Source organism: Lysinibacillus sp. 54212 (assembly GCF_036662795.1).
Lineage (GTDB): Bacteria > Bacillota > Bacilli > Bacillales_A > Planococcaceae > Lysinibacillus_B.
This window is the reverse complement of record NZ_JBAFWZ010000003.1, coordinates 115638-138934: the sequence shown is the minus strand read 5'-3', so window position 1 is coordinate 138934 and position 23297 is coordinate 115638. Positions and strand designations below refer to the sequence as shown.

General features: G+C 39.5%; 26 protein-coding genes. 16 read left to right on the top strand and 10 right to left on the bottom strand.

The genetic code is table 11. The annotated features are described in order from the left end of the window. Nucleotides 1-322 precede the first annotated feature (322 nt). The 3 genes from V4T18_RS03435 to V4T18_RS03425 are packed head-to-tail and all read left to right on the top strand — an operon-like array spanning nucleotide 323 to nucleotide 3899. Complete coding sequence (locus tag V4T18_RS03435; RefSeq protein WP_332646602.1) at nucleotides 323-1108, top strand: ABC transporter ATP-binding protein; 786 nt, start codon at nucleotides 323-325, stop codon at nucleotides 1106-1108. Further along, nucleotides 1108-2754 carry a hypothetical protein gene (locus tag V4T18_RS03430; protein ID WP_332646600.1) on the top strand — a complete coding sequence of 549 codons (1647 nt, stop codon included), beginning with the start codon at nucleotides 1108-1110 and terminating at the stop codon, nucleotides 2752-2754. The genes V4T18_RS03435 and V4T18_RS03430 overlap by 1 nt, the downstream gene beginning before the upstream one ends. Beyond that, complete coding sequence (locus tag V4T18_RS03425; RefSeq protein ID WP_332646598.1) at nucleotides 2751-3899, top strand: DUF418 domain-containing protein; 1149 nt, start codon at nucleotides 2751-2753, stop codon at nucleotides 3897-3899. Before V4T18_RS03430 ends, V4T18_RS03425 begins: the two co-directional genes overlap by 4 nt. A gap of 238 nt (nucleotides 3900-4137) precedes the next feature. Here the strand turns inward: V4T18_RS03425 and pdxR are convergent, their stop codons facing one another. Next, the gene (gene pdxR, locus V4T18_RS03420) at nucleotides 4138-5496 is read right to left on the bottom strand and encodes a MocR-like pyridoxine biosynthesis transcription factor PdxR (RefSeq protein WP_332646596.1); all 1359 of its coding nucleotides are present in this window, start codon (nucleotides 5494-5496) and stop codon (nucleotides 4138-4140) included. A 90-nt stretch (nucleotides 5497-5586) separates the two neighbouring features. Here pdxR and V4T18_RS03415 point away from each other — a divergent pair, with 90 nt between their 5' ends. Next, nucleotides 5587-6159 carry a GNAT family N-acetyltransferase gene (locus V4T18_RS03415; RefSeq protein WP_332646594.1) on the top strand — a complete coding sequence of 191 codons (573 nt, stop codon included), beginning with the start codon at nucleotides 5587-5589 and terminating at the stop codon, nucleotides 6157-6159. Nucleotides 6160-6275: 116 nt separating this feature from the next. On the opposite strand, the gene V4T18_RS03410 is transcribed toward V4T18_RS03415, so the two are convergent. Further along, nucleotides 6276-6530 carry a hypothetical protein gene (locus tag V4T18_RS03410; RefSeq protein ID WP_332646592.1) on the bottom strand — a complete coding sequence of 85 codons (255 nt, stop codon included), beginning with the start codon at nucleotides 6528-6530 and terminating at the stop codon, nucleotides 6276-6278. A 335-nt stretch (nucleotides 6531-6865) separates the two neighbouring features. Here V4T18_RS03410 and V4T18_RS03405 point away from each other — a divergent pair, with 335 nt between their 5' ends. Both V4T18_RS03405 and abc-f read left to right on the top strand, forming a co-directional pair. Next, a complete protein-coding gene (locus tag V4T18_RS03405) occupies nucleotides 6866-6997 on the top strand; it encodes an RAxF-45 family protein (protein WP_332646591.1) in 132 nt (43 codons plus the stop codon). Nucleotides 6998-7095: 98 nt separating this feature from the next. Then, nucleotides 7096-8814 (top strand): ribosomal protection-like ABC-F family protein, encoded by a 1719-nt coding sequence (gene abc-f, locus V4T18_RS03400; RefSeq protein WP_332646589.1) that lies wholly within the window; start codon nucleotides 7096-7098, stop codon nucleotides 8812-8814. Between the two features lie 101 nt (nucleotides 8815-8915). Here the strand turns inward: abc-f and V4T18_RS03395 are convergent, their stop codons facing one another. Both V4T18_RS03395 and V4T18_RS03390 read right to left on the bottom strand, forming a co-directional pair. After that, nucleotides 8916-9458: a YdhK family protein gene (locus tag V4T18_RS03395; protein ID WP_332646588.1), complete on the bottom strand. Its 543-nt coding sequence runs from the start codon at nucleotides 9456-9458 to the stop codon at nucleotides 8916-8918. A 161-nt stretch (nucleotides 9459-9619) separates the two neighbouring features. Beyond that, complete coding sequence (locus V4T18_RS03390) at nucleotides 9620-10354, bottom strand: glucose 1-dehydrogenase (RefSeq protein WP_332646587.1); 735 nt, start codon at nucleotides 10352-10354, stop codon at nucleotides 9620-9622. Nucleotides 10355-10605: 251 nt separating this feature from the next. Here V4T18_RS03390 and V4T18_RS03385 point away from each other — a divergent pair, with 251 nt between their 5' ends. Then, nucleotides 10606-11145 (top strand): GrpB family protein, encoded by a 540-nt coding sequence (locus tag V4T18_RS03385; RefSeq protein ID WP_332646585.1) that lies wholly within the window; start codon nucleotides 10606-10608, stop codon nucleotides 11143-11145. A 38-nt stretch (nucleotides 11146-11183) separates the two neighbouring features. Then, on the top strand, nucleotides 11184-11399 hold the full coding sequence (locus tag V4T18_RS03380; RefSeq protein ID WP_332646584.1) for a hypothetical protein: 216 nt from the start codon (nucleotides 11184-11186) through the stop codon (nucleotides 11397-11399). A 171-nt stretch (nucleotides 11400-11570) separates the two neighbouring features. On the opposite strand, the gene hpaB is transcribed toward V4T18_RS03380, so the two are convergent. Continuing rightward, nucleotides 11571-13007 carry a 4-hydroxyphenylacetate 3-monooxygenase, oxygenase component gene (hpaB, locus tag V4T18_RS03375; protein WP_332646583.1) on the bottom strand — a complete coding sequence of 479 codons (1437 nt, stop codon included), beginning with the start codon at nucleotides 13005-13007 and terminating at the stop codon, nucleotides 11571-11573. 93 nt (nucleotides 13008-13100) lie between these two features. Further along, a complete protein-coding gene (locus V4T18_RS03370) occupies nucleotides 13101-14540 on the bottom strand; it encodes an aminotransferase-like domain-containing protein (RefSeq protein WP_332646582.1) in 1440 nt (479 codons plus the stop codon). Between the two features lie 103 nt (nucleotides 14541-14643). Here V4T18_RS03370 and V4T18_RS03365 point away from each other — a divergent pair, with 103 nt between their 5' ends. Genes V4T18_RS03365 through V4T18_RS03355 form a run of 3 tightly spaced genes read left to right on the top strand, consistent with a single transcriptional unit; the run spans nucleotide 14644 to nucleotide 16407 of the window. Continuing rightward, the gene (locus V4T18_RS03365) at nucleotides 14644-15246 is read left to right on the top strand and encodes a LysE/ArgO family amino acid transporter (RefSeq protein ID WP_332646581.1); all 603 of its coding nucleotides are present in this window, start codon (nucleotides 14644-14646) and stop codon (nucleotides 15244-15246) included. 13 nt (nucleotides 15247-15259) lie between these two features. Then, complete coding sequence (locus tag V4T18_RS03360) at nucleotides 15260-15931, top strand: HAD family hydrolase (protein ID WP_332646580.1); 672 nt, start codon at nucleotides 15260-15262, stop codon at nucleotides 15929-15931. Further along, nucleotides 15928-16407, top strand: coding sequence for a GNAT family N-acetyltransferase (locus tag V4T18_RS03355; protein ID WP_332646579.1), 480 nt, complete (start codon nucleotides 15928-15930; stop codon nucleotides 16405-16407). Before V4T18_RS03360 ends, V4T18_RS03355 begins: the two co-directional genes overlap by 4 nt. Nucleotides 16408-17009: 602 nt before the next feature. On the opposite strand, the gene V4T18_RS03350 is transcribed toward V4T18_RS03355, so the two are convergent. Both V4T18_RS03350 and V4T18_RS03345 read right to left on the bottom strand, forming a co-directional pair. Continuing rightward, nucleotides 17010-17546: an isoprenylcysteine carboxyl methyltransferase family protein gene (locus V4T18_RS03350; RefSeq protein WP_332646578.1), complete on the bottom strand. Its 537-nt coding sequence runs from the start codon at nucleotides 17544-17546 to the stop codon at nucleotides 17010-17012. A gap of 1 nt (nucleotide 17547) precedes the next feature. After that, entirely contained in the window at nucleotides 17548-18630 is a 1083-nt protein-coding gene (locus V4T18_RS03345) for a type III polyketide synthase (RefSeq protein ID WP_332646577.1), read from the bottom strand. 186 nt (nucleotides 18631-18816) lie between these two features. Between V4T18_RS03345 and V4T18_RS03340 the strand changes: the two genes are divergently transcribed. Continuing rightward, the gene (locus V4T18_RS03340; RefSeq protein ID WP_332646576.1) at nucleotides 18817-19476 is read left to right on the top strand and encodes an HAD family hydrolase; all 660 of its coding nucleotides are present in this window, start codon (nucleotides 18817-18819) and stop codon (nucleotides 19474-19476) included. 58 nt (nucleotides 19477-19534) lie between these two features. After that, complete coding sequence (locus tag V4T18_RS03335) at nucleotides 19535-20026, top strand: PCYCGC motif-containing (lipo)protein (protein WP_332646575.1); 492 nt, start codon at nucleotides 19535-19537, stop codon at nucleotides 20024-20026. 49 nt (nucleotides 20027-20075) lie between these two features. Here V4T18_RS03335 and V4T18_RS03330 read toward each other — a convergent pair whose 3' ends face one another. Continuing rightward, nucleotides 20076-20777, bottom strand: coding sequence for a hypothetical protein (locus tag V4T18_RS03330; protein WP_332646573.1), 702 nt, complete (start codon nucleotides 20775-20777; stop codon nucleotides 20076-20078). 222 nt (nucleotides 20778-20999) lie between these two features. Beyond that, nucleotides 21000-21302, bottom strand: coding sequence for a YunC family protein (locus V4T18_RS03325; RefSeq protein WP_332646572.1), 303 nt, complete (start codon nucleotides 21300-21302; stop codon nucleotides 21000-21002). Nucleotides 21303-21441: 139 nt separating this feature from the next. On the opposite strand from V4T18_RS03325, the gene V4T18_RS03320 reads away from it, so the two are divergent. Genes V4T18_RS03320 through V4T18_RS03310 form a run of 3 tightly spaced genes read left to right on the top strand, consistent with a single transcriptional unit; the run spans nucleotide 21442 to nucleotide 22941 of the window. Beyond that, on the top strand, nucleotides 21442-22689 hold the full coding sequence (locus tag V4T18_RS03320) for a serpin family protein (protein ID WP_332646570.1): 1248 nt from the start codon (nucleotides 21442-21444) through the stop codon (nucleotides 22687-22689). A 26-nt stretch (nucleotides 22690-22715) separates the two neighbouring features. Next, complete coding sequence (locus tag V4T18_RS03315) at nucleotides 22716-22853, top strand: hypothetical protein (RefSeq protein WP_332646694.1); 138 nt, start codon at nucleotides 22716-22718, stop codon at nucleotides 22851-22853. Next, nucleotides 22789-22941: a YpzG family protein gene (locus V4T18_RS03310; RefSeq protein ID WP_332646569.1), complete on the top strand. Its 153-nt coding sequence runs from the start codon at nucleotides 22789-22791 to the stop codon at nucleotides 22939-22941. Before V4T18_RS03315 ends, V4T18_RS03310 begins: the two co-directional genes overlap by 65 nt. Nucleotides 22942-23297: the final 356 nt, after the last annotated feature.

Genomic DNA, 23297 nt, shown 5'->3' with positions numbered 1-23297 from the left:
TAAAAAGTTTCAAGATCAAACAATTTTCCAAAATAATACACAGAAGCATCGAATATTATTCTAGCAATCGTTATAATGAAAGTATAAATGTAAAAGTTAATAAATATTTCAATAAAAAGGAACTTTCACCGTAATCGAGCTACGTTTGTTGATTGGAGTGGAGCCATCGTGACTCCTTGGGGATTAGCGTCACAGATAAGACCTGGAGCGAGCGTAGCGAGTGAAGCGGCTTATCGGACGCCCCCAGGAAAGCACACTGGCTAGAGCGGAAATCAACGCCACGTCCAAATACTAACAATGTAACACAGAAAGGAGTTTCACTATGAACCGACAAGAAATCCTGACAATAAAAAATTTAACAAAGAGCTATGGCAGCAAGGAAATCCTAAAGGGCATTGATTTGCATGTATCCAGTGGAGAAATCATTGGCTATATTGGTCCGAACGGTGCTGGAAAAAGTACAACAATCAAGATTATTTTAGGCATGGAAGGTGACTATGGCGGAGAAATCAAACTGTTCGGAGAGGATATCGGGCAAGATCACATTGAATATAAACGAAGAATCGGCTACGTACCCGAAATAGCCGATGTGTATGATAATTTAACAGGCTATGAATATTTAACCTTTATCGGTCAGCTCTATGGGCTCGATATGGAGGCGGCTACTCATAAATCTCAAACGTTAATGGAGTTATTCGGTGTAGGGGAAGCCTACCATTCACGGATTTCTTCTTATTCGAAAGGCATGCGTCAAAAGCTATTAATTATTTCTAGTCTACTACATAACCCAGATATTTTATTTTTAGATGAACCGATTAACGGATTGGATGCGAATAGTGTCATGATTTTTAAAGAAATTCTTTCGCAGCTGGCTGCACAAGGGAAGACGATCTTTTATTCCTCTCACCTGATGGATGTTGTTGAAAAAATCAGTAGCCGAATAATCCTATTAAACGATGGGAAAATTGCGGCTGATGGTACATTTGAGGAGCTACAGGAGAGCAATACTGCAGGTACACTAGAGGGGATTTTCAACCAATTGACTGGCTTCGATAACTACAAGGAAATTGGTGAAAAATTTGTATCTGTCATTCAAGAGGTGCAATAATGGAGGATTTCAAAACATTACTGTTGCTTGATCGGGTTCGTTTTCTCTTTACTAAATTAGGCATTGATTATGAGACCATGCGAAAAATCCTCCATATTAAGCTGACGATGGATGAGCGGAGGATACCGACGCTTTTTAGCCAATCAGCTACTAAAAAGAGCGAGGATAAAAAGTATGGTTATATTAAATCTTTATGGATTTACGTTTTAATTAGCCTTGTGTTAATACCATTTATTATCTTAGGCGAGAACTTCCTTTTTCAGATGAGTATGTCGTATGCAATGATTATTTTTATGATTATGACATCGATGATTTCTGATTTCTCTACTGTACTATTGGATGTTCGTGATAGAACGATTCTCTCAACAAAGCCTATTACTGCTAAAACAATAAATGCAGCTAAATTTATGCATATCCTGATTTATTTAACGTATTTAACGATAGCTTTAACGGCGATTCCGGTCATAGTTGGGTTATTCACACATGGTATCGTGTTCTTTGTCATCACTGTGTTTGAACTCGTTTTAATTAATGTTTTTGTCGTTGTCCTGACGGCGATATTATATATGCTGATCTTGCGGTTTTTCGATGGGGAAAAGCTGAAGGATATGATTAATTACGTGCAGATTGGGCTGTCATTGGTACTGATGATTGGCTATCAATTTCTTGCCAGGTCCTTTGAGCTTGTTAATTTAAATATTGTTATAGAGTTTCATTGGTGGAGCATTTTTCTTATCCCGATGTGGTTTGCTGCACCATATGAGCTACTGCTAAATGGGGATCGGTCGGTACTTACAATTGCCTTTAGCGTTTTAACTATTATTATGCCAATCCTTTCGCTATGGATATATATAAGGCTAATCCCAACCTTTGAACGGAGCCTACAAAAACTGTTGAGTACGAGTAAGTCGAAAAAGGAAAAGCGCAACCGACTAAGAGAGGCATTGTTGAAAATAGCCTGCCGTACGAATGAGGAAAGAGCCTTTTACCGATTCGCCTCACTGATGATGAAGCAGGAGCGAGAGTTCAAGCTAAAGGTGTATCCATCTCTAGGATTTGCCTTTGTTATCCCGTTTATATTTATCTTTAATTTCAGTAGAGGAGAAAGTGTAGATTATTCTGCCAGTATCAGCTATTTAACGATTTATTTCAGCATGCTGATTATTCCGACTGCTGTGTTTATGCTAGGCCACTCAGGAAAGTATAAGGCAGCTTGGATTTATAAAATCTTTCCTCTGAAGGACTATACAGATTTAAAAAAGGGAAGCTTAAAGGCGTTCCTGATAAAGTTATACCTTCCGCTATTTGTTGTTCAAAGTATTGTCTCGTGCTACCTGTATGGAATTCGAATCCTTCCAGACTTAATCGCCATTTTAGTAGTGGGCTGCATGTATACCGTCATTTGCTATATCGGCTTCGGCAGCAGCATCCCTTTCACAAAACCGTATGATGAAATAGGTAATGGGCAGGGATGGATAACGTTAGTGTTACTTATTCCTTTAGTAATATTTGCGGGAATCCATTATTTCTTTGTAACGAAGGTGGACTACGGGGTGTTCATTTATTTAGCCTCACTTCTCATCATTAATTTCGGTGTGTGGAAATTCGTATTTCGACGTGCGAGTGACAATGGGGGAGTTTTATGAAAGCAGAAAGAATAAATTTTATTGATAGTTTAAGAGGCTTTGCATTATTTGGTGTTATTATTATTAATTTTGCTATTTTTCAATATGGAGAGCTGGCCGATGAGTTATTCTCGGCAGGCTCGTATGTTGATCAAGCAACATACGTCATCATTACGTTATTTTTCCGTGATTCCTTTTACGCAATCTTTATTTTTTTACTAGGCTATTCATTTATTAAAATGACTGAATCGATGCAGAGTGGGTTTATCCCTTTCAGAATGGCTATCATTCGACGTGCACTAGCATTCATAGTAGTAGGCTGTATCCATGGAATGTTCATTTTTGGGAATGATGTTTTACTATTGTATGGATTGGCACTGTTTATATATTTAGCATTTGCCAAGAGTGATGTGGATACATTTTTTAATTGGGCTACGGTCATAGCAATAATTACAGGCATTATCTTTTTAATAAGCAATTTTATGGGGGATGATATTACACCATCGCCATCTGAAAAAGAGGCGGCTATTTATGCAAATGGTTCGTATGCAGAAATTTTTGAGCTTCGACTGACCATAGTCGACGAGTTTCAAAGAATTGAATTTGCCTCTCTTTTTGCAATTATAATAGTTGCAGTGATTTTATTCTTTGTTCTGTCGCCACTAACTCTAGGTCCCTTAGCCTTTCTTGGGATGGGGTATGCTCGGAAGAGGATTTTTACTGATCCTCAAAATGACAAAGCGCTTTATAAAAAGCTTGCCTTAATGCTACCAGTCGGAATCGTATTTAAAGCATTTCTTATTCTCCATCTACCATTTCAATATTTTTTCTTTAGTGTAGGTGCCTGGCTTGTTGCTGGGGGGTATATCGGAATATTTGCACTCTTATATACAAAGTATAGTGAGATTAGGTTATTTGCTTGGCTTGCCAATATTGGTCGACTTTCTCTTTCCATGTATATTATGCAGTCCATCATCGGGGTCCTGATTTTCTACGGCTTCGGATTAGGCTTGTTCGGCAAGCTTGGACCATTTGCGGGTTGCCTTATTTCAATAGCTGTTTTCTTATTACAAGTATGGATAAGCCAAATCTATTTGAAAAAGTTCCAACGGGGTCCGCTCGAATGGCTGCTTCGTAAATGGACTTATTTAACATTGGAAAAGTAGAATTCAATAGATTAAAGAGGGGCAATTTTCTTACTGATATGGTGGTACTAATCCTGCAGTGGAGTAGAACGAAAGCTGTGCTACCTAAAGAAAGCATAAAAAAGAGCACACCGGTCAAATGGTGTGCGCTTCATCTATGTTTTATACTGAAGAAACGATAAGCTATATTATTATTTCAAATAATTAGAGACGCCAATGAAAATAAAAAAGGGTTGTCATCCCATTTATCAAATGATTACTAATCGCAATATACACTCGCTAATAACTGCACTCCTTTTTGTATTTCCTCAATGGTAGGGGTTCCATAGCCTATGAGAATTTGATTCTTTGGTTTTTCGAGCTGAAAGCATTGAGATATGGCATCCACCGCCACACCCACTGATGCCGCCTTTCTAATGGCAATTTCCTCTGTTAAATGAGGTGGTAAGGATAATACGACATGCAGTCCAGCATCATCACCGAGTACTGAAAATGATGGACCAAAATGTTGAGTGATAGCATCGATTAAACATTTCCTTTTTGCACGATAAAGTGTTCGCATCTTGGCGATATGTTTAGCATACTCACCTGATTTCATAAAATCTGCGATGACTAATTGATCAATTCGAGAAACAGTGGATTTTGTAAGCTGATTGAATGCTTCAAAATCTGATAGTAAATGTGTCGGTAGAACCATATAGCTGACTCGTATAGAGGGCAATAGAGTCTTTGAAAAAGTACCGAAATATATGACCCTATCTAATCCATCTAAATGGGCTAACGGTGGAATAGGGGCCCCCTTATAGCGGAATTCTGAATCATAATCATCTTCAATAATGTAGCTGTTTGTTGATTTTGCCCATTGTAATAATTGGAGCCGTCTGTTTATCGACATGATTTGTCCTAAAGGGTATTGATGGGCAGGGGTTGCATACAGTAAATTTATTGGTTCTGTAGGTACTGTACAACCTTCACTATCTAATGGGACTAATGCCGTCGGTAATTTAAGCTGTTGGAAAAGCGTATATGCTCTACTAAAGCCAGGATGCTCAATACCAACACGTACCCCATGAAGAAAAGTACATAGTGACTGTAACTGCTGCTGCGTTCCACTGAAGATAAAAATTTGATTTGCTTTACAATTAATTGCTCTGGCTTGTTGTAGGTAATAAGCAATTTCTTGTCTGAGTTCTACCTCCCCTTGCCAATTTGCATTAGGGACAGATGTTGCAACTAAATGATTTTTATATAATCGTTGCCAAATCCTAAAGGGGAATTGTATAGCATCTACTTGACCGTTATGAAAATTAATAAGGGGAGGTTTTTCTGTCTTTTTTGGGGTTTCTACTTCATGAACCTCATTACCATGCCAGTCGAAATCGATCTTTGATACAAAATACCCCTTACGCTCTATTGCATAGATGTATCCTTCACTAAGGAGTTGTTCATAAGCAGTTTGGACAGTATGAATACTTATATTTAGTTGTTGAGCAAGCTGACGTTTTGTCGGTATTTTCGTATGAGTTTTCAAATGTTGTTTTAAAATAAGTTGCTTCATTTGCTTATAGATCTCTATATATTTCGGTACGTTGCTAGTAAATACTATTTGGATTTCCATAATAAACTCCTTGGTATGGTGAAATTTATTTGTTTTGGTTATGTAAATAATACCAAATAAATTTTTAAATATATATGAGGAGTGATAAAAATGAAACCACTACAAAATGAAGTTGTGAAATTACTACCGATGGAAAGCGCGCATGTGGCAGGGATTTTACAGGCAGCCCAGGATGAGCGAATCTGGACACATATGCCTGTCGAGCTGCGAACACAGGAGAGTGTGGAGCGCTATGTGGAGGATGCAGTGAAAAAAAGAGAGGCGGGAACGGATTTTGCTTTTACGATTGTCGATGCAGTGACGGATAGAATCATAGGAGCTACGTGGTATTTGGATATTTCGCTGCCTCATAAACGTCTGGAAATCGGGTCAACCTGGCTCAACCCTAGCTATTGGCGAACAAATGTGAATACGAATTGTAAGCTTCTCCTGCTTCAATATGGCTTTGAGGAGCTAGGCCTGCAGCGTATTCAAATAAAAACGGGGCATGAAAATATCCGTTCTCAGCAAGCGATTGAGCGACTGGGTGCTGTAAAAGAAGGGGTCCTTCGAAATCATATGATTCGTAAGGAAGGAACAATCCGACATACAGTGATGTATAGTATAACGAATGAAGAATGGCCAGAGATTAAGCAGCGGTTTGAGACAATTTTGATGAAATAATAGGCATTAAGAATTAAAGCGATTTGTCTGACAAAAATAAATCAGTTAGGGGAGAGAATGATGAAAAGAAAATTGGGCGTACTTTCGACTATGTTGTTTGTTTTAGGGTCCGTATGTTATGTCTGATTCATTTTCTTTATAGATGAAAATGCTTTTCTAGCCCTCTCAATTGGATCTGCTTTTGTCGGTTTTGCCTTAGCATTATTTGCGGAGAAGGATTTATTTAAAAGAGTGGGCTTGATTGGGAACGGGCTCGTGATCTTTATTGCTATTGTCATCCCTTTTATCGAAACAACCTTTATTTGGAATACGCCGTAATGTAGATTCAAAAAAGACAAAGCCATATGTGACTTTGTCTTTTGTTCTAGCATTTACTAGCCACTTTTTTTGAAATACTAGCCGGATTTTTTAGAATACTAGCCAAAATTTCAAAAATACTAGCCGTTTTTTTCAAAATACTAGCCACATTTTTAAATTTACTCGCCAACGTGAAAATTCAACGATTTGTGAAAGGATGTTTTCGATATGGAAACGATAATTTATATGATTAGACATGCCGAATCACCATTTGTATTTGGACAAGAGTGAGATGGTTGATGTTGAGAGGCTATGGAACTGAATTTATCAAAAAATTCATATCATTCCTTGTTAATTATTTGAAAAATCGATATAATTAACTTAATTATTTAGAACGGAGGTGAAAAGGATGAATAAAGTAGCTATGCAGACATGTGTAAAAGTGGATACAGCTATGTATTTTGCACGTGTCATTACTTTTGATTTTGACGCTAACGGGATTCGTATGCCCTTTTTTAGAAGAATTCAAAAAAATGCGTAGCTGATTAACATCATTCTTTTCACAACGAAAAGGCTGCTCGTTAATGGGTGGTCTTTTTTGTTTTGCCTTTAATCAGCTCGCTCTTGGAGGCAGAAACAATGAGAATAAAAGCGGAAAATATATCAAAAACGCTTGGTGGCAATACTATTTTTAAAAATTTAACGGTAGAGGTGCAAGCTGGTGAGCACGTAGCCCTTGTTGGACAAAATGGCTGTGGGAAAACTACACTTCTGAATTTATTAGCGGGTATTGAGACACAGGATGAAGGCCGAATTATAAAACAGAAGGGGAGTAAAGTTGGTTTTCTACATCAAATCCATAATTACCCGGAGTTAAAAGTAAAAGAAGTATGTATAAAAGCATTTGACGAGCTACTTGTCATGGAACGAAAGATGAAAGAGCTTGAGCAACAAATGCAATCAGAAGTAACACAGAAAATCCTCTCCAAATATGGTGAGCTACAAGAATCTTTTATGCAGCTTGGTGGCTATGAAATGGAGTCAAAGATGCAATGGGTTGCAAATGGTCTAGGATTCTCGCCACTGCTCGACCAATCATTCGATCAATTAAGTGGTGGCGAAAAGACGAAGGTGCTGCTAGGGCAAATTCTATTAAGCCATCCGACCATTTTACTTCTCGATGAGCCAACCAATCATTTAGACCTTGGGGCAATTGAGTGGCTCGAGCAATATATTAAACAGTTTCAAGGAACGGTAATAATCGTTTCTCATGACCGACAATTTATGAATAATGTTGTGCAAAAAGTAATTGAGCTCCAAGATGGGGAAGTTTGGGTTAGCCTAGGTAACTATGATCAATATATCTCTAATAAAGAAGCTAAGCTCGAGCAGCAATTTGCAGAGTACAATGAGCAGCAAAAGAAAATCAAAAAGGTTAAAGAAGCGATTCGTCGTCTACGTCAGTGGGCGAATGAGGCATCTCCACCGAATCCCGATTTATTTAGAAAAGCGAAGGCGATGGAAAAGATGCTCTCTCGAATAGAGCTTGTTAAAAAGCCTAAAAAAATTAATGCAATGGGGCTGCAACTAGAGGCAAAGGAGCGAAGCGGTAAAGAGGTCGTTACGTTACAACAGGTTTCGCAGCAATTTAACAATGAGCTATTATTTAATGATGTAAGCTTTTCTGTACAGTGGCAGGACCGAATAGCCATTGTTGGGAATAACGGTACGGGGAAATCGACACTCTTAAAAATGATTCTCGGTCAGCTTCAGCCAACAGAGGGGAGTGTAATCGTTGGTAGCAACGTACAAATCGGCTATTTAGCGCAGCAATTTGATCTAGCACGAAATGATCTTCGTCTAATCGATGCCTTTCGAGAAGAAATATATATGACTGAATCGGAAGCGCGCCATGTTCTAGCCAAATTTTTATTTTACGGGTACGACGTATTTAAAAAGGTGCGTGATTTAAGTGGTGGGGAAAAAATGCGCTTACGCCTTGCCCAATTAATGCAGCAAAATATCAATTTACTCGTATTAGATGAACCAACAAATCACTTAGATATTGAATCACGTGAGGTATTGGAAGAAACACTAGAAGTATTTAAGGGGACCATTATTGCGGTCAGTCACGATCGTTATTTCTTATGTAAGTTATTTACGAAAATTGCTTGGATTGAGTATCAAACGGTAACAGTCCATCGAGGTGATTTTGATTGGGCAAAAGAGAAGCAACAAGTGAAATCCATCGAGTTAAATATAAATGCGCTAGAACAGCAGTTGAAAAATAAGGCATTGTCTTCAAAGTGTATGGAAGAAATAGAAGGGCAACTGTTAGCTTTATACGACTTACTGTAACCACTTTAATTAGTTTTAAGTGCTGTAATCTAAAGAATGCTAGAGGACCCCCTTCACGGTTCTCTAGCATTCATTGTTTAATGATCGGTTGTGATTATAAGCTATTCCTTAGAAAGCTCACTCTCAGTTACCCACTTATGCTTCGTTACTTTTTCGCCTGTTGATGAAGTATAGTCCACCATATACACAGTTGTTTGTTCTGCAGAATCTATAACAGCTTTGGCACCTTGCATCCCTTCCATATGCTCCGCGTTCAATGTTACTTCAATTCCGGGTTGAATGGGGGCAGGCTGCGGATTACGCAACTCTTCGTGAATGATCCACTTATGATTTTTTACAACCTCGCCAGTAGAAGAAGTATACGAAACCTCATAGGCAGTTGTATCATAGGCGGCTACAATCGTTGCTTTTTCTCCATTCATGCCGGGCATATGATCTGCCTGAATAATCGCTGTACTGCCTACTGGAAAGGCTGGGTTCGCCGCAGCCTGTATATTTTCAGGTGCTTCATTGGGACCTGTATGATTCATATTTTCGTGTTCACTTGGTTTGTTTTCTTGTGCTGGTTCGGTTTTTTCCTTGTTACATGCAGAGAGTGTTAAGATTAAGGCAAATAATAAGAAAATGTATTTTCCCTTCTTCATATGTTTCCTCCTACTTCTGGGTGATTACTACCGGGTTCTTGATGTAGCAACGGTAGTAAAAGTTAGTTTATCCCTTTTTTATAAAGGCTAACCCACCCTTTTTAGGAAACAAAAAACCGTAAGAGCATTGATCGAAATCAACTTTCTTACGGTTGGATGAATTACATTGCTGTAATACCGCCGTCAACGATGAACTCTGAACCTGTAGAGTAGCTAGATTCATCAGAAGCTAAGAATAATACTAAGTTTGATACTTCTTCTGGTTTTGCAACACGTTTTAAAGGAATGTGTTTTGCAAACTCTTTAATTTGATCAGCTACATCACCTTGTGTAACCATTGGTGTTTCGATTACACCTGGGTGAACTGAGTTAACACGGATGCCGTAGTGTGAGCATTCCATAGCCGCAGCTTTTGTCATACCGCGTACAGCGAATTTAGTATCTGTATAACCAACAGCACCACCAACGATACCGTTAATTGAAGAAATGTTTACGATTGAGCCACCACCAGCTTTTTGCATAGATGGAATAACTGATTTTAAGCCTAAGAATACAGAAATTTGGTTAATGTCTACAATACGACGGTATTCTTCCTCTGTCGTTTGTAAAATTGATTTAGCCATTGTGATCCCTGCGTTGTTAACAAGAACATTTACTGGACCGAAAGCTTTTTCTGCTTCTGCCACTACATTTGCCCAATCTTCAGCATTTGTAACATTTTGCTTTACGAATAGTGCGTTTTCACCTAATTCATTTGCTAAAGCTGTACCCTCTTCAGCATTTAAATCTGTTAAAACAACTTTTGCGCCTTCTGCTATAAAGCGACGAGCGTGAGATGCACCCATACCGCGAGCAGCACCTGTAATAATTGCAACTTTTCCTTCTAAACGAGCCATATAAAAAGCCTCCTAAAAATTATTATGAAAACGAAAATATTATTGTAAATATTGAGAATTTTCGCTCCATTACAAGAAAATTTTCTCTCTTACGATGGTAATTTACTTGATTAATTATACTTTATCATAAAAAATTTTAGGGTAAAAATATTACGTTTTGCTGATTTAATTATAGCGTAAAAAATAGGAAATTATAATACTGTTATTTGTTTTTAATCCAAATTATTCTATTTATTAAGGGGGAGAGGTATATGAAGCTAGGTTTAAACAAGGACGAAGTGAAAATTGTACAGTATGATCCGGAGTGGCCAAGTGAGTTTGAACGAGTGAAAAAATCAATTTTGGGTGTTTTAAATGTTTGTGAGGATAGGATTGAGCATATTGGGAGTACAGCAATTGAAGGAATAAAGGCCAAACCAATTATCGATATCTTATTGGGTGTAGAAGTTTTAGAAAAGATTGATCGCGATTTTGAAAGGGCTCTGCGCTCTATTGGATTTTACCGATTACAGGTTGAGAGACAGGCTGAGGTTGTGTTTGCAAAATTTGCAGATGAAGGATTTGAAATCAAAACGCATTTTATTCATGCTGTTGCTTTGAACGGGAAGCTGTGGAAAAATCTCATTTTCTTTAGAGATTATTTGAACGAAAATGAAGCAGAAAAGAAAGCATATGAAAATGTGAAAATGGCATATCTCCAGAAATCGGCTACGGGCATCAATGATTATACGAGATGGAAAGAGGATTTTGTCCAGCGTGTGTTTTTGAAGAGGGATGAAGTAGGCTATTAATATTGCAGGGTTTGGATGAAATTGTATCCGTATGAAAGATGAGCGTGTTTGAACGAAAGGGAGCTTCATCTGCAAGGAAGAGGAGCGTAACCGAATCTAAAGGAGTCATTCGCACAAGGAGCGGTTATCCGAACAAAAGAGTGGCGTATCCGCACCAAAGCAGGAGCTATCCGAACAAAAGCAGCGGTTATCCGCACCAAAGCAGGAGCTATCCGAACAAAAGCGATGCCTATCCGCACGAAAGCGAGGCGTAACCGAACCAAAGGGAGCTATCCGCACAAAAGCAGCGGCTATCCGCACCAAAGAAGGGCCTATCCGAACAAAAGGCCCCCCATCCGCACAAAACCAGCCCCCATCCACCCCAGCACCACTCAACCAACCAAAATACTACTCCCAACACATTCAATGAGAGTAGTATCTTCCCTTTACAAATCCAAGAAATCATTCACTCGCTGTACGTACTCCTGTTTCGGATAGGTTTTATATAAATCACATGAAAGTCGGTTTGGGTCGCCGAAGAAGAATCGCTCGTATTGGGTTTGGCGTGTTCCGAATGCACTCATTGTTAGATCCCAGGCTAAGCGAAAAATTTTCACGCGGTCCTCAGCGGGCTTGCTTGCCGCTTGGAGGTATTGCTCTAAATCAGGGCGAACTTCTGATTGAAATGCATTTTCTGTTGGGATGGAAATGATTCCACTAGCGCTTATTAGCTGGATAATTTCGCTGAAACGAGGAAAAATTTTGGGGGAAATATTGCTAGCTACTCTAAGTGGAACAATGTCAGGACACAAAGTTCCCCATTTATCGACCGATGCATTATTCTCTGATTTTTCTAGTAAAGCCTTCATTGTTTCTAAACCAATAATGATTTCTGCCATTTTATCTTGTATATGGGGGTATTCTCGGACATTAATGGTTCCAATGAGCAGCTCCGTAAGGCCTAGTATAAATTCTGTTTTGACGATTTGCCTTGTAATGACTTGATGAGTGGCAAAGTGATGAAAGGAGCTTTGAGCTAACAAGTTTTCGGCGACTTCGACATTTTTGTAATATAATACTCGCTCCCATGGCACTAAGACACGATCGAAGACAACAATGGAATCCATCTCCTCATACCGTGAGCTTAATGGATGATTAAAAGTAGATTCTCCACCAACAAATGACTCCCGACATATAAACCTTAGCCCCTTAGTATTGGAGGGGATGGAAAATGCAAAGGCCTCATCCTCAAAATGAAATCGGGAGCCACTTGAAACAAATACTTCGTCCGTACAGCCACCTTGAGTAGCTAAAAGGCGAGCACCTTTAATAATCAGTCCCTCTTCATTTTCTTCGACAATCTTTGCTGCAATAGGTTCCTCGGAATTTTCGATATATAGTTGTGAACGATTTACTTGTGGTGGTATGAATGTGTGAGTAAACGATAAATCTTGCTCTCTGGCACGTTCATAAAGCGCCTGAAGATGATCTGGAAAACAATTTTTCTTTCCTGCTAAAAATGCTTTCGAAGAAAACAGGCTCATAATGACGCTATTCAAATAATCTGGGCTTCTTCCCATAACACCATTCGTATGCTGAGCCCATTTTCTCATCATCCCTCTTCTTTTTTGTAAATCTCCAATTGTCTTTGGCTGCATATATGAAAGTCCAATTCGTTCTCCTGAAGTAGGCGATATATAGGTCATGTCATCCTTTAAATTAGGCTCGAGCTGTAAATTATAAAGAGATGCTTTTGAAGAAATAAGTCCCTTGAAGGCGTGGTGCTCGGAAAGCAAGCCGTCAATTTTTTCACCATCCAACCATATTTCTGATTTTAAACTGTTAATTCGATTTATAAACTCCTGTCCATTGATAGCCCCCATATTTTTACACTCCCTAAACAAGCATTTATTTGTATAGTATTTAAAAGCTCCATTATATGTCCGTGGCGAGATGATTTTTTAAATCCAAGGAATCTAAAAGTTCTTCTGTATTTCTTGTATTGCCTCCTGGTATAGGATATGAAGTCCCTTCAGCATTTCAGAATCTGTAGCGTAAGCATAGGAAAGTCGAATGTGAGTAGCATCCTTACCTTGGTAAATATACCCAGGATTAATCAGCACCTTTTGCTTCAGAAGTTTTAAAAAGAAGTCCGTTGTGACAATTGGATGGGTGAACGCAAGCCAAATGTAGAATCCGCCTTTAGATGATGACCAAGTGGCGATATTCGAGAATTGTTTATCTAATTGTCGATTCATTAGCTCGGCTCGCCTTTGTAACTCTCTTTTCAGCTGTGTTACGTGCTCCTCATATAAACCTGTGGATAGCCAATAACTCACAATTTCCTGTGAAAAGGCACTAGAGCCATAATCCATTTGCATCTTTATATCAGCTAGGCGCTTTATGACTGGTGTTGGTGCAACAATCCAACCAATTCGTAATCCTGGACTTAAAGTTTTTGAAACACTACCTATGTAGAGTACTTGTCCGTCCGTATCAATCGATTTTAATGAAGGGGGTGGTGGATGGAATGATAAATCGGCATATACATCATCCTCGATAATCGGCATGTTCATGGAAGTGCAAGTGTCGTAAAAGGATTGGCGTTCCTCTAAAGACCAAATAGCGCCAGTTGGATTATGCAATGTCGGAATCGAATAAAAAATATTTTGGCGTTTTCCCCGTCGTTTTGTCATGATTGACTCGTTGCTATTTATTGAGTTAACTCCTTGTAATTGTATTCCGAATGACTGGAATGGATGTACGGAATTTAAATATGAAAATTCATCCTGAAACACAACAGCCCCAGTCTCCAATAATCCAAGCGCAATCAATTGCAAAGCCTGAAGACCGCCAGAAACAATACATATATTATCGGGTGTCGTTGAAATCCCTTTATTCTCCAAATATTGAACAAGCACTTTACGTAGCTTTAAGCTGCCCTGTGGTGAAGAATAGCCAATCTCTTTTCCATCCAATGGTAGCTGCTGGAGTGATGCTTGTATCTCCTCTGCTGGTAATAAACTAGGCGATAGCTCTCCTGTACTGAGGCGGATAATCGACTCATCCTGCTCCATGTGATTAATGAGCTGAATCGTTTGGTAATTTGGTTTATGAATACTCGCATCTATGTAATGCTGCCAATTTGGCTGTTTCTGCTTCGTAAGCATATTCCAAGAGTCATTCGAAACATACGTACTTGAACCCACTTTAGAGGATAGGATTCCAGCGGCCTTTAATTCGTCAATTGCCTCCTGAACCGTACTTCGATTCACGCCGAGAGTAATGGCGAGCTGACGCTGTGGGGGAAGCTTTGTACCGACAGGCCATTGTCGGGTTAGTATTTGCTGAGATATCCAGTCTGCAATTTGCTTTGATAAACTAATAGAAAGTGAACGATTCGGTTTCCAACTCATATTATTAGCCTCCTTGAAAATTGGGTGGATAAAAAACCAACCAATTGGACCTTTTAATGTAGTTATAGCATATGTACGATTAGAAGGAAAAGGAGTTGGTAATATGGAACCAATAGTACATGGCATTATATTAGCATTTGGACTGATTTTACCTTTAGGGGTTCAAAATATATTCGTCTTTACACAAGGAGTGACACAGCCGAATTTGGTAAGAGCACTTCCAGCCGCCATTACTGCTGCTATATGTGACACGATCTTAATTGCACTGGCGATTTTAGGCTTATCGATGATTGTATTGCAATATGAATGGATTCGCCTCGTACTACTCGTAGGTGGCATTGTCTTTTTGATTTATATGGGTGGCGTTATTTGGCGAGCAGGTGCCGCCAATCTGGAGGGCAAGGAAGCACTGCCGATCAAACGGCAAATTCTTTTTGCATTATCTGTCTCGCTGCTAAATCCACATGCACTGCTCGATACGATCGGAGTTATTGGAACGAATGCGGTAAAATACAGTGGGCAACAGCTATGGCTCTTCATGTTCGCCTGCATCATAGTGTCCTGGCTTTGGTTTATCGGCTTAATGATTACGGGGGCATCCCTGAAAAAAATGCAAATATCAGACAAAGTATTTTTAGCCTTTAACAAGCTATCGGCCCTATTTATATGGGGCACGGCCTTGTATTTGCTAATGGGGTTATTCTAGTAAGTGGAAAGGGATGATAAAAATGAAAGCAATCTTGTTTGATTTAGATGGAACCTTACTGGATCGGGATGCTTCAGTTCGGGCCTTTATCGCGTCTCAATACCAACGACTTCAAGAGCATTTTGAACATATACCAAAGGAAAAGTATATGAAAAGATTTATTGAGCTGGATAACCGGGGATATGTTTGGAAGGATAAAGTGTATGCGGATTTAGTGAAGGAGTTTGGAATTACTACGGTTACGCCAGAAGCATTATTAGAAGATTATAAGACAGAATTCAGGAACCATTGTGTTGCATTTGAAGGACTATATAGAACCCTAGAGGATTTAAAGAGCTGTAATCTAAAGCTCGGGATGATTACAAATGGGTACGGAGAGTTTCAATTAAATAATATTAAAGCTTTAGGCATTGAGAAATTTTTTGATGCGATTCTTATTTCAGAATGGGAAGGTATAAAAAAGCCCGATCCTAATATTTTCCTGCGAGCACTGCAAAAGCTTCAAGTTGCACCAATCGAAAGTGTATTTGTAGGTGACCATCCTCTAAATGATGTGGAGGCAGCAAAAAGCTTAGGGATGATAGGCGTTTGGAAAAAGGATGGGGCATGGGGTGAAGCAAAAGCAGATTACACAATCGAGCAATTATCCGAAATACCTCTTATTGTGAAAGGAGAATCACAATGAGCATTCGCGAGATTTCAAAGCATAACAAGAGTGCTGTGACCGCCTTTTTTAAAAGGCACTGGGGCAGCACGGAAATGGTCATCTCAAGTGGGGTATTTAATTGTAGTAGATTAGATGGATTTATTTATCTCGACAGTGAGGGCGAAATTATCGGTCTCGTTACCTTTGTGTTTCGCGAGGAGGAATGTGAAATCATTTCCCTGGACAGTATCGTTGAGGGACAGGGGGTAGGCTCTCAGCTCCTAACAAGGGTAGAGCAAGAGGCTATAGTAACAGGATGCAGGAAGCTGACTCTTATTACTACAAATGATAATGTGCATGCACTGAAATTTTATCAAAAAAGAGGGTATCGAATAGTTCAGATTTTGCCGGATGCTGTTGACGAAGCAAGAAAGGTGAAGCCAACCATTCCGCTTATAGGAAATGACGGGATCCCGTTAAAAGATGAGCTGAGATTAGAAAAAGTCTTAAAATAAACAGGCAGGCCTCGTACTGCTTTTTAATATAATCAGCAAGAAACCGTTGATTTTCAGCTCGTGCTTTTCCAGCAAGGAGTGTCGCACCTTTCACTACAATTAACTTCTAATGCATAATGATAAGATATGTCGCTCTCTACTTGTTGTGAAAAATGTTCCAGGTAATAATGGAAAATGGAATCCATGACGTGAACAACTTGAAATACTGACTTTCTAATAGCTTTACCTAGGAGAATCTTCTTTGTAAAGTAAATGCAAAGATCTTTTTCTATTTTACTTCTCCATTCGTTGGAAAAACGGTTTGTGTATGTTGTCTTTTGAAAATTTATTAAAATATATTGGAATACAAGGCAAGCCCCGCCACGTACTTCTGTAGGAAAGCGATAAAGGAACGAAGGCTAAAATCGTCACGTCCTGTGACAACGCCTTCGTGAGCAACATCGTGTTGCCCCGAGACCCCGCAGAATTTGCACTCGGGCAAATTCGAGGAGGCTCGGCGCTCGCCCACGAAAAGCGGAGTGGCGGGGCTTGACTAATTCTAAGGGCATACTTTGTCTAAAGTCTGAAGCTCCGTACGACCAACGGGGCTTGCCTCATTTCTACTACCCTTTTCTCCGCAAGGCATAGTCCTTATAATTTGTTGCCTCTCGTAAAGCCTTTTCCTCCAGCGGAATGCGTACAGATAGCATGATGAAGTTTAACACTGTAAAGGTGATAGCAGTGAAGTATGCGCCGAACATGAGCGGTAATAGGGCAATTTCTATGCAAACGACTAAGTAATTAGGATGCCGAATGAATGAATACGGTCCCTTTGCCACGACGTTAGCTCCCGGTAGAATAATGATCTTCGTATTCCAATGCTCCCCCAACGAAGCTAAACACCAAATTCGTAATCCTTGTACAAGTAAAAATAACGCGAGCATATACGAGAATAATGAGGAAGGTGCTAAATCAAAATAAAGTACCTCTGCAATGAGGCAAATAAAGAAGGAGCTATGCAGAGCAATCATATACGGATAATGAGAAGCCCCGACCTCATAAGCCCCCTTCGCCTTCATCGCCATTTCATTGCGCCTTGCAACAGCGAGTTCAACTAATCGTTGTGCAATGACGAATAGCAGCAGGATCATAAAGATCATACTAGTTCCTCCATTCTAGCAGTAGGGCTTCACCACTAAAGCCAGGGCCAAGCGCTACGAGCAATCCGAGCGTATTTGAGTCATGGGGCTGAAGCATAAACTGCTCTAATACATAGAGCACGGTTGGTGAAGACATATTGCCATGCTGCTTTAAAACATTTCGGGATATAGCCGTATGCTGTTCTGTTAACTGCAAGGCATCCTCATAAGCTTTTAACACTTTCTTTCCACCAGGGTGAGCAACTAAATTTGAAATTTGATGTGGTTCTACCCCGTACTCATGTAAAAATTCGTGAATAAATGGACCGAGCCATTTTGAAATAATTGTCGGGATATTTTTCGAAAACACGACATGGAGCCCACTATTTTTTACATTCCAGCCCATGACATCCTCTGAGTTTGGCATCCACTTTGATGCAGTGCCGAGAATTGTTGGAATAGGCTTATCGGTATGCAACTCCACCTCATCACCACAAATAAGCGTACAGGCTACACCATCTGCAAAAAGGGATGTCCCGACTAAATTGCTTTTGGAATAGTCGTTTTTTTGAAATGTTAAGCTACAAAGCTCGAGACATACAACAAGTACTTTCGCCTTTGGATATGCCTTGCAATAATCGAATGCCCGACTAACTCCAGCTGCCCCACCAGCACAGCCTAGCCCCCAGATAGGGATTCGCTTCGTCCGATGGGAAAACGGAAGAACGTTCATTACTCGAGCATCAATACTTGGCGTAGAAATGCCGGAGCTGCTGACATAAATAAAGGCATCAATTTCATCTAGTGCGATTTCGGATTGTAGGTGAGCAGGGTTTGTGAGGCATTTTATAATAGCCTCGGCACTATATTGGACAGCAAGATCAATATAAAGCTCATTTCGATCCTCGAATGTATGAGGCTCTCTATACCATTCAGAGGGGACACAAAAATTGCGCGTCTCAATTTCTCCATTTTCAAAAACCTTCAATAGCCGATTCAGCTGAGGAATCTTATCCTGAAACAGCTCCTTTGTTAATCGTTCAATATTCGATTGCGCTAAAGTATAGGGGGGCGTATATGTACTAACAGATGCGATTTTCGGCAATTTCTCCACTCCTTATGAAAAGTTACTTTCTTTCAATGTATTGAAGGAGGCGCGGAAATATACGGAAAGAACGAGCCTCGCCATTGTAAAAAGGAATGGAGTCAATAAAGGAATTTGAAGGCGTTTAGCGAATACAGGATAGATGCCGTTTTTTATAGGGCAAAAGGATAAAGAGAGGTTGTTTTTATGGAGCAATATAAGGTAATTTTATTTGATTTAGACGGGACACTTTCGGATCCGAAGATAGGGATTACAAAATCTGTTCAATATGCATTAGGGAAGCTTGGTATTAATGAGCCCGATTTAGATAAGCTAGAGCCATTTATTGGCCCGCCACTGCAAGTATCGTTTCGAGAGTTTTATCAATTTGACGAGACATTAACGAACGAGGCAATTATGTACTACCGTGAGCGTTTTAAAGTTAAAGGTATGTTTGAAAATAAAATATATGAGGGAATTCCGCAGTTACTAGCCTCGTTAAAGGCAAGAGGCTATCGATTAGGCGTTGCTACGTCTAAAGCTACTGTATTTGCCGACGAGATTGTCAAATACTTTGATATTGAAGGATATTTTGATATTGTGGCAGGCAGTTTTTTAGACGGAACACGCACAGCAAAGGGTGAGGTTATTGCGTATGCTACGGAGCATTTTCCACAAGTGAGTCCGCAGCAATTTATTATGATAGGTGATCGTAAGTATGATATGATCGGTGCTCACGAAAATGGAATAGCTTGTATTGGTGTTACGTTTGGGTATGGCTCCTACGAAGAGCTGCAGGAAGCGAAAGCAACGAAGATTGTGAACAGTGTTAGCGAACTAGAACAGCTCTTCATCCGTGAACTATAGTCGATTGTGCTCGTATATGATACGATGCTAATAACGTTTAATATTCAGGAGGATTTCTATGAAGAAGTTGTCTTTTTTACTTGCATCGGTTCTATTTCTGTCTGCTTGTACGAGTGAGGAGCCTAGTAAGAGCAGTAATGATGAAAACCATAAGCACGAGGAGCAGTATGTAACAGGCGATATTCAGGAAGAGACTGCGAGTGCTGAAGTACTTCCATCATTTTTAGATAATCATAATGAAACAATGCGCTTAGCCTATCAAGTTGCGGGACAAGCACCTGATGTTTTAAAGTGGATGCCATGCTACTGTGGCTGTGGGGAATCAGCTGGACACGGAAGTAATCTAAATTGCTTCATTCAAGAAGTGAGGGAAGATGGGTCCATCGTTTGGGACGATCACGGTACACGTTGTATCGTATGTGTGGAAATTGCCTTAAACTCTGTGAAGATGCATAAGGATGGAAAATCATTAAAAGAAATCCGTAATAGCATTGATGAGACATATAAAGAAGGCTATGCAAAGCCAACACAGACAGAAATGCCAGCATAAAAAGTGAACCATATAAAACGGTCTACTCGTTTTATATGGTTCTTTCACGTTAAATCACATATTTCATAAAATAACTGCCCATTTCATTATAGGAAAGCTGAAGCTTCTCCATTACAGCCTCACATTTTGAAAGAACCACATCTGTTCCCTCAGAAGTTTCAAATCCAATGTTATACTCCTCTAATAAATAATCCGCAAATTGAGGGATATCTTCTTCGTTATGTAGGCCATTACGAAGCCTTTCGTTCGCGTCTTTAAATAAGTCAGTGAAAAATCGTTCAAATAGGCTGCTTTTTTTTAGAAGAGCTAGATAGGATTTATGTTTCACAGGCACATCCATTACGTATAAATCATCAAACAATATGGGCATAATTTTAGTAACTGAAAATTGCTCATGAGAGACCTCTTCAATTTGCCAAACATCCTCTCGAAAACGTTTTGGAAGATGTATAGAAATAACATTATTTAAATAATTACGGTAATATCTTTGAAGATTCATACGAGATTCTTTCACGTAAAGCACCTCGTAATAATATTTACTATCTAAATCCCAGGCATCGTATTCTTCTAAAATAATGGGCTGAGTTTGTAGAAGGCGATTCTCGATAAAATACTTTGGCTGGAATTCATAATAAACGCCATCTTCAATTGCATTTCCTGAAAATGCTATATAAACATCGTGTGCATCGCTGCTAGTCATATTAACAATACAAAGCCTGTAAGGGTACTCCGTTATAATAAAACTTAGCATGGCAAACAGCTCCTTAGTTGTTGTTAGAACAAATTTTGATTGAAGCTTTAACATGATACGGGACTATTATAGGTTTTAGTGTAAGGAATTTTGGAAGAATTCAAATAGCCTTTACACACTATATTATGATGTTTTCTAATTTAACACCCTTTTAGCAGGGATTTGAAGATACTACTCCGGGTAGTATCTCCACTTTCCTGAGGCTTATATGCCGTGCAGAGTTTAAAGCATTTTTAATAATGCCTCTACACCAACCATACCTTTGCTAATCCCAAGTTTTTCTGCTTCGACTGTCACAGATTCTAGTGGGGCATTTAACAAATCGTCAATCGTTTTGACGCCAACTGCTCGACCGGCAATGATTTTGCGGTCGGCTAGACGACTGTTTAACAATCCGACATCTAGAGCCCCACACATGATATAACCTATATCATTTGAAATTGTTAACAGTGTTGTTTTCGGTAAACGAACAGTCACTGCTGTAAATGAATGACCGTCAATTTCTATTGGCTCAATCGCCACCATCCAATCGCCCCTTTCCTTTATATAAATATGGTGACGGTCAATAAGGTGTCACAATATTTTGAGGATAAATGGAATGAAATTGGAATCCTAGGTACTTTCCGTAATTTTGTAACAGTCTTATACAACGAGGAGGGTGATTATGTTGAAAAAGCTTGTGGCTGTAATGTCGATGGCATCACTTATGTTAATTGCGGCAGGGTGCGGACAACAATCAAAAGGATTAGAAGTGTCCAGCAATGCTGTTTATGACAAGGATGATTATAAAAAAATAGTATCTGCAAATAATGGATTAGGCTTTCGTCTATTACCAGAAGTAAATGAGGATGAGCATGGAAATAGGATAATTTCACCAATGAGTTTATACATGGCCCTGTCTATGGTCTATAACGGAGCAGATGGTAGAACTCAGGAGGAAATCGCCAAGGCTTTGCAGGTAAAAGGGATAGCAGCCGATGATCTCAACGAAGCCAATGCATCGTTACTGTCTATGCTTCACCGAAACTCAGAGCAGGTGCAGCTTTATGTAGCGAATTCAGTTTGGTTAAATACTAAGTACAGGTTCCAGAAGGACTTTTCCAAGAAGGTAAGCGATTATTTTAATGCAGCGTTACATGAAATTGATATTAAGGACAGTCAATCGGCAAATAAGATTAACGATTGGGTAAAGGAATCTACGAATAGCAAAATAGAGCACATTGTGAATGAACCATTAAGTGCTGATTTAGCGGCTATTTTAATTAATACGATGTATTTTAAAGGGCAATGGACAAATGAATTTGAAAAGAAGAATACAACGAACCGCCCTTTCTATTTAGCAGACGGTACAAAAAAAGAAGTTCCGCTAATGAAGCTTGAGAAAAAAATAGCGTATTTAGAAAATGATCATTTCCAGGCAGTATCGCTTCCATACGGAGAAGACGAAAAAATGAGCATGAAAATATTTCTACCAAGGGAAGGTTTAAATTTAGAGGACTTTCAAAAACTGTTAACAAATAAGCATTGGCAGCAGTGGAGCTCGGGCTTTATAAAAAAACAAGGAACCGTTCTTTTACCAAAATTTAAACTGGAGTATGAGGTAGCGTTTAAAGAGCCATTACAGGAGCTTGGTATTCATGAGGCGTTTGGAGCTAAAGCGAATTTTTCAAAAATGATTGAAGAAAAAGAGCCGTTTTTTATTAGTGAAGTGAAGCAGAAGACCTTTATCGATGTGAATGAAAAAGGGACAGAGGCTGCAGCTGCAACATCCGTAACAGTGAAAACAGGTGGAGAACCAGCCACTCCGTTCCAGATGGAAGTTAATCGCCCGTTTTTTGTGGCCATTACAGACGATACTACGGATATAATTCTTTTTATGGGGACGATTGCCAACCCACAGCAGGGCGAGTAGCTCGGTAAAAAGTTGGAAGTATATATATGAATGAGCGAGCAATACTAATGGAGATTTCACTAATTAAAGTCCGCATGATTATTAAGGAGGAGATATCGCTTGAGCAAAAAGGACAATTTAGATCCAAAATCTCAAAAGATCCACCAGAACTGGACAAGGATTAAGCATTCTAAATCTCAAGTAAATGGTCAAACGGAGATAACCCTTCATAACCGATTATTGAGATCTGAGGCGAAAGCCAGACAGTTTTAAAATAGCATGAAGGACTAAGTGAAATCGAACCCGGAATTTTTTCCGGGTTTTAGACTGTAAATAAATTTAGTTGCATAGAAATAGGCAAGCCCCACCACTACGCTTTTCGTGGGCGAGCGCCGAGCCTCCTCAAATTTGCAAGAGTGCAAATTCTGCGGGGTCTCGGGGCAACACGATGTTGGTCACGAAGGCATTGTGACTGCCGCTTCGCTTTCGTCACAGATAAATTGTCACACGACGTGACGATTTTAGCCTTCGTTCCATTATCGCTTTCCCACAGAAGTCTACGTGACGGGGCTTGCGTTGTTTAGTGGAAAGCATCCCTTTAGAATGCAATCAAATAGTATGATATGCCC

Coding starts and splice junctions, on each gene's coding strand:
- V4T18_RS03435 (WP_332646602.1), top strand. CDS start 323: ATGAACCGACAAGAAATCCTGACAATAAAAAATTTAACAAAGAGCTAT.
- V4T18_RS03430 (WP_332646600.1), top strand. CDS start 1,108: ATGGAGGATTTCAAAACATTACTGTTGCTTGATCGGGTTCGTTTTCTC.
- V4T18_RS03425 (WP_332646598.1), top strand. CDS start 2,751: ATGAAAGCAGAAAGAATAAATTTTATTGATAGTTTAAGAGGCTTTGCA.
- pdxR (WP_332646596.1), bottom strand. CDS start 5,496: ATGGAAATCCAAATAGTATTTACTAGCAACGTACCGAAATATATAGAG.
- V4T18_RS03415 (WP_332646594.1), top strand. CDS start 5,587: ATGAAACCACTACAAAATGAAGTTGTGAAATTACTACCGATGGAAAGC.
- V4T18_RS03410 (WP_332646592.1), bottom strand. CDS start 6,530: ATGCTAGAACAAAAGACAAAGTCACATATGGCTTTGTCTTTTTTGAAT.
- V4T18_RS03405 (WP_332646591.1), top strand. CDS start 6,866: ATGAATAAAGTAGCTATGCAGACATGTGTAAAAGTGGATACAGCTATG.
- abc-f (WP_332646589.1), top strand. CDS start 7,096: ATGAGAATAAAAGCGGAAAATATATCAAAAACGCTTGGTGGCAATACT.
- V4T18_RS03395 (WP_332646588.1), bottom strand. CDS start 9,458: ATGAAGAAGGGAAAATACATTTTCTTATTATTTGCCTTAATCTTAACA.
- V4T18_RS03390 (WP_332646587.1), bottom strand. CDS start 10,354: ATGGCTCGTTTAGAAGGAAAAGTTGCAATTATTACAGGTGCTGCTCGC.
- V4T18_RS03385 (WP_332646585.1), top strand. CDS start 10,606: ATGAAGCTAGGTTTAAACAAGGACGAAGTGAAAATTGTACAGTATGAT.
- V4T18_RS03380 (WP_332646584.1), top strand. CDS start 11,184: ATGAGCGTGTTTGAACGAAAGGGAGCTTCATCTGCAAGGAAGAGGAGC.
- hpaB (WP_332646583.1), bottom strand. CDS start 13,007: ATGGGGGCTATCAATGGACAGGAGTTTATAAATCGAATTAACAGTTTA.
- V4T18_RS03370 (WP_332646582.1), bottom strand. CDS start 14,540: ATGAGTTGGAAACCGAATCGTTCACTTTCTATTAGTTTATCAAAGCAA.
- V4T18_RS03365 (WP_332646581.1), top strand. CDS start 14,644: ATGGAACCAATAGTACATGGCATTATATTAGCATTTGGACTGATTTTA.
- V4T18_RS03360 (WP_332646580.1), top strand. CDS start 15,260: ATGATAAAAATGAAAGCAATCTTGTTTGATTTAGATGGAACCTTACTG.
- V4T18_RS03355 (WP_332646579.1), top strand. CDS start 15,928: ATGAGCATTCGCGAGATTTCAAAGCATAACAAGAGTGCTGTGACCGCC.
- V4T18_RS03350 (WP_332646578.1), bottom strand. CDS start 17,546: ATGATCTTTATGATCCTGCTGCTATTCGTCATTGCACAACGATTAGTT.
- V4T18_RS03340 (WP_332646576.1), top strand. CDS start 18,817: ATGGAGCAATATAAGGTAATTTTATTTGATTTAGACGGGACACTTTCG.
- V4T18_RS03335 (WP_332646575.1), top strand. CDS start 19,535: ATGAAGAAGTTGTCTTTTTTACTTGCATCGGTTCTATTTCTGTCTGCT.
- V4T18_RS03330 (WP_332646573.1), bottom strand. CDS start 20,777: ATGCTAAGTTTTATTATAACGGAGTACCCTTACAGGCTTTGTATTGTT.
- V4T18_RS03325 (WP_332646572.1), bottom strand. CDS start 21,302: ATGGTGGCGATTGAGCCAATAGAAATTGACGGTCATTCATTTACAGCA.
- V4T18_RS03320 (WP_332646570.1), top strand. CDS start 21,442: ATGTTGAAAAAGCTTGTGGCTGTAATGTCGATGGCATCACTTATGTTA.
- V4T18_RS03315 (WP_332646694.1), top strand. CDS start 22,716: ATGAATGAGCGAGCAATACTAATGGAGATTTCACTAATTAAAGTCCGC.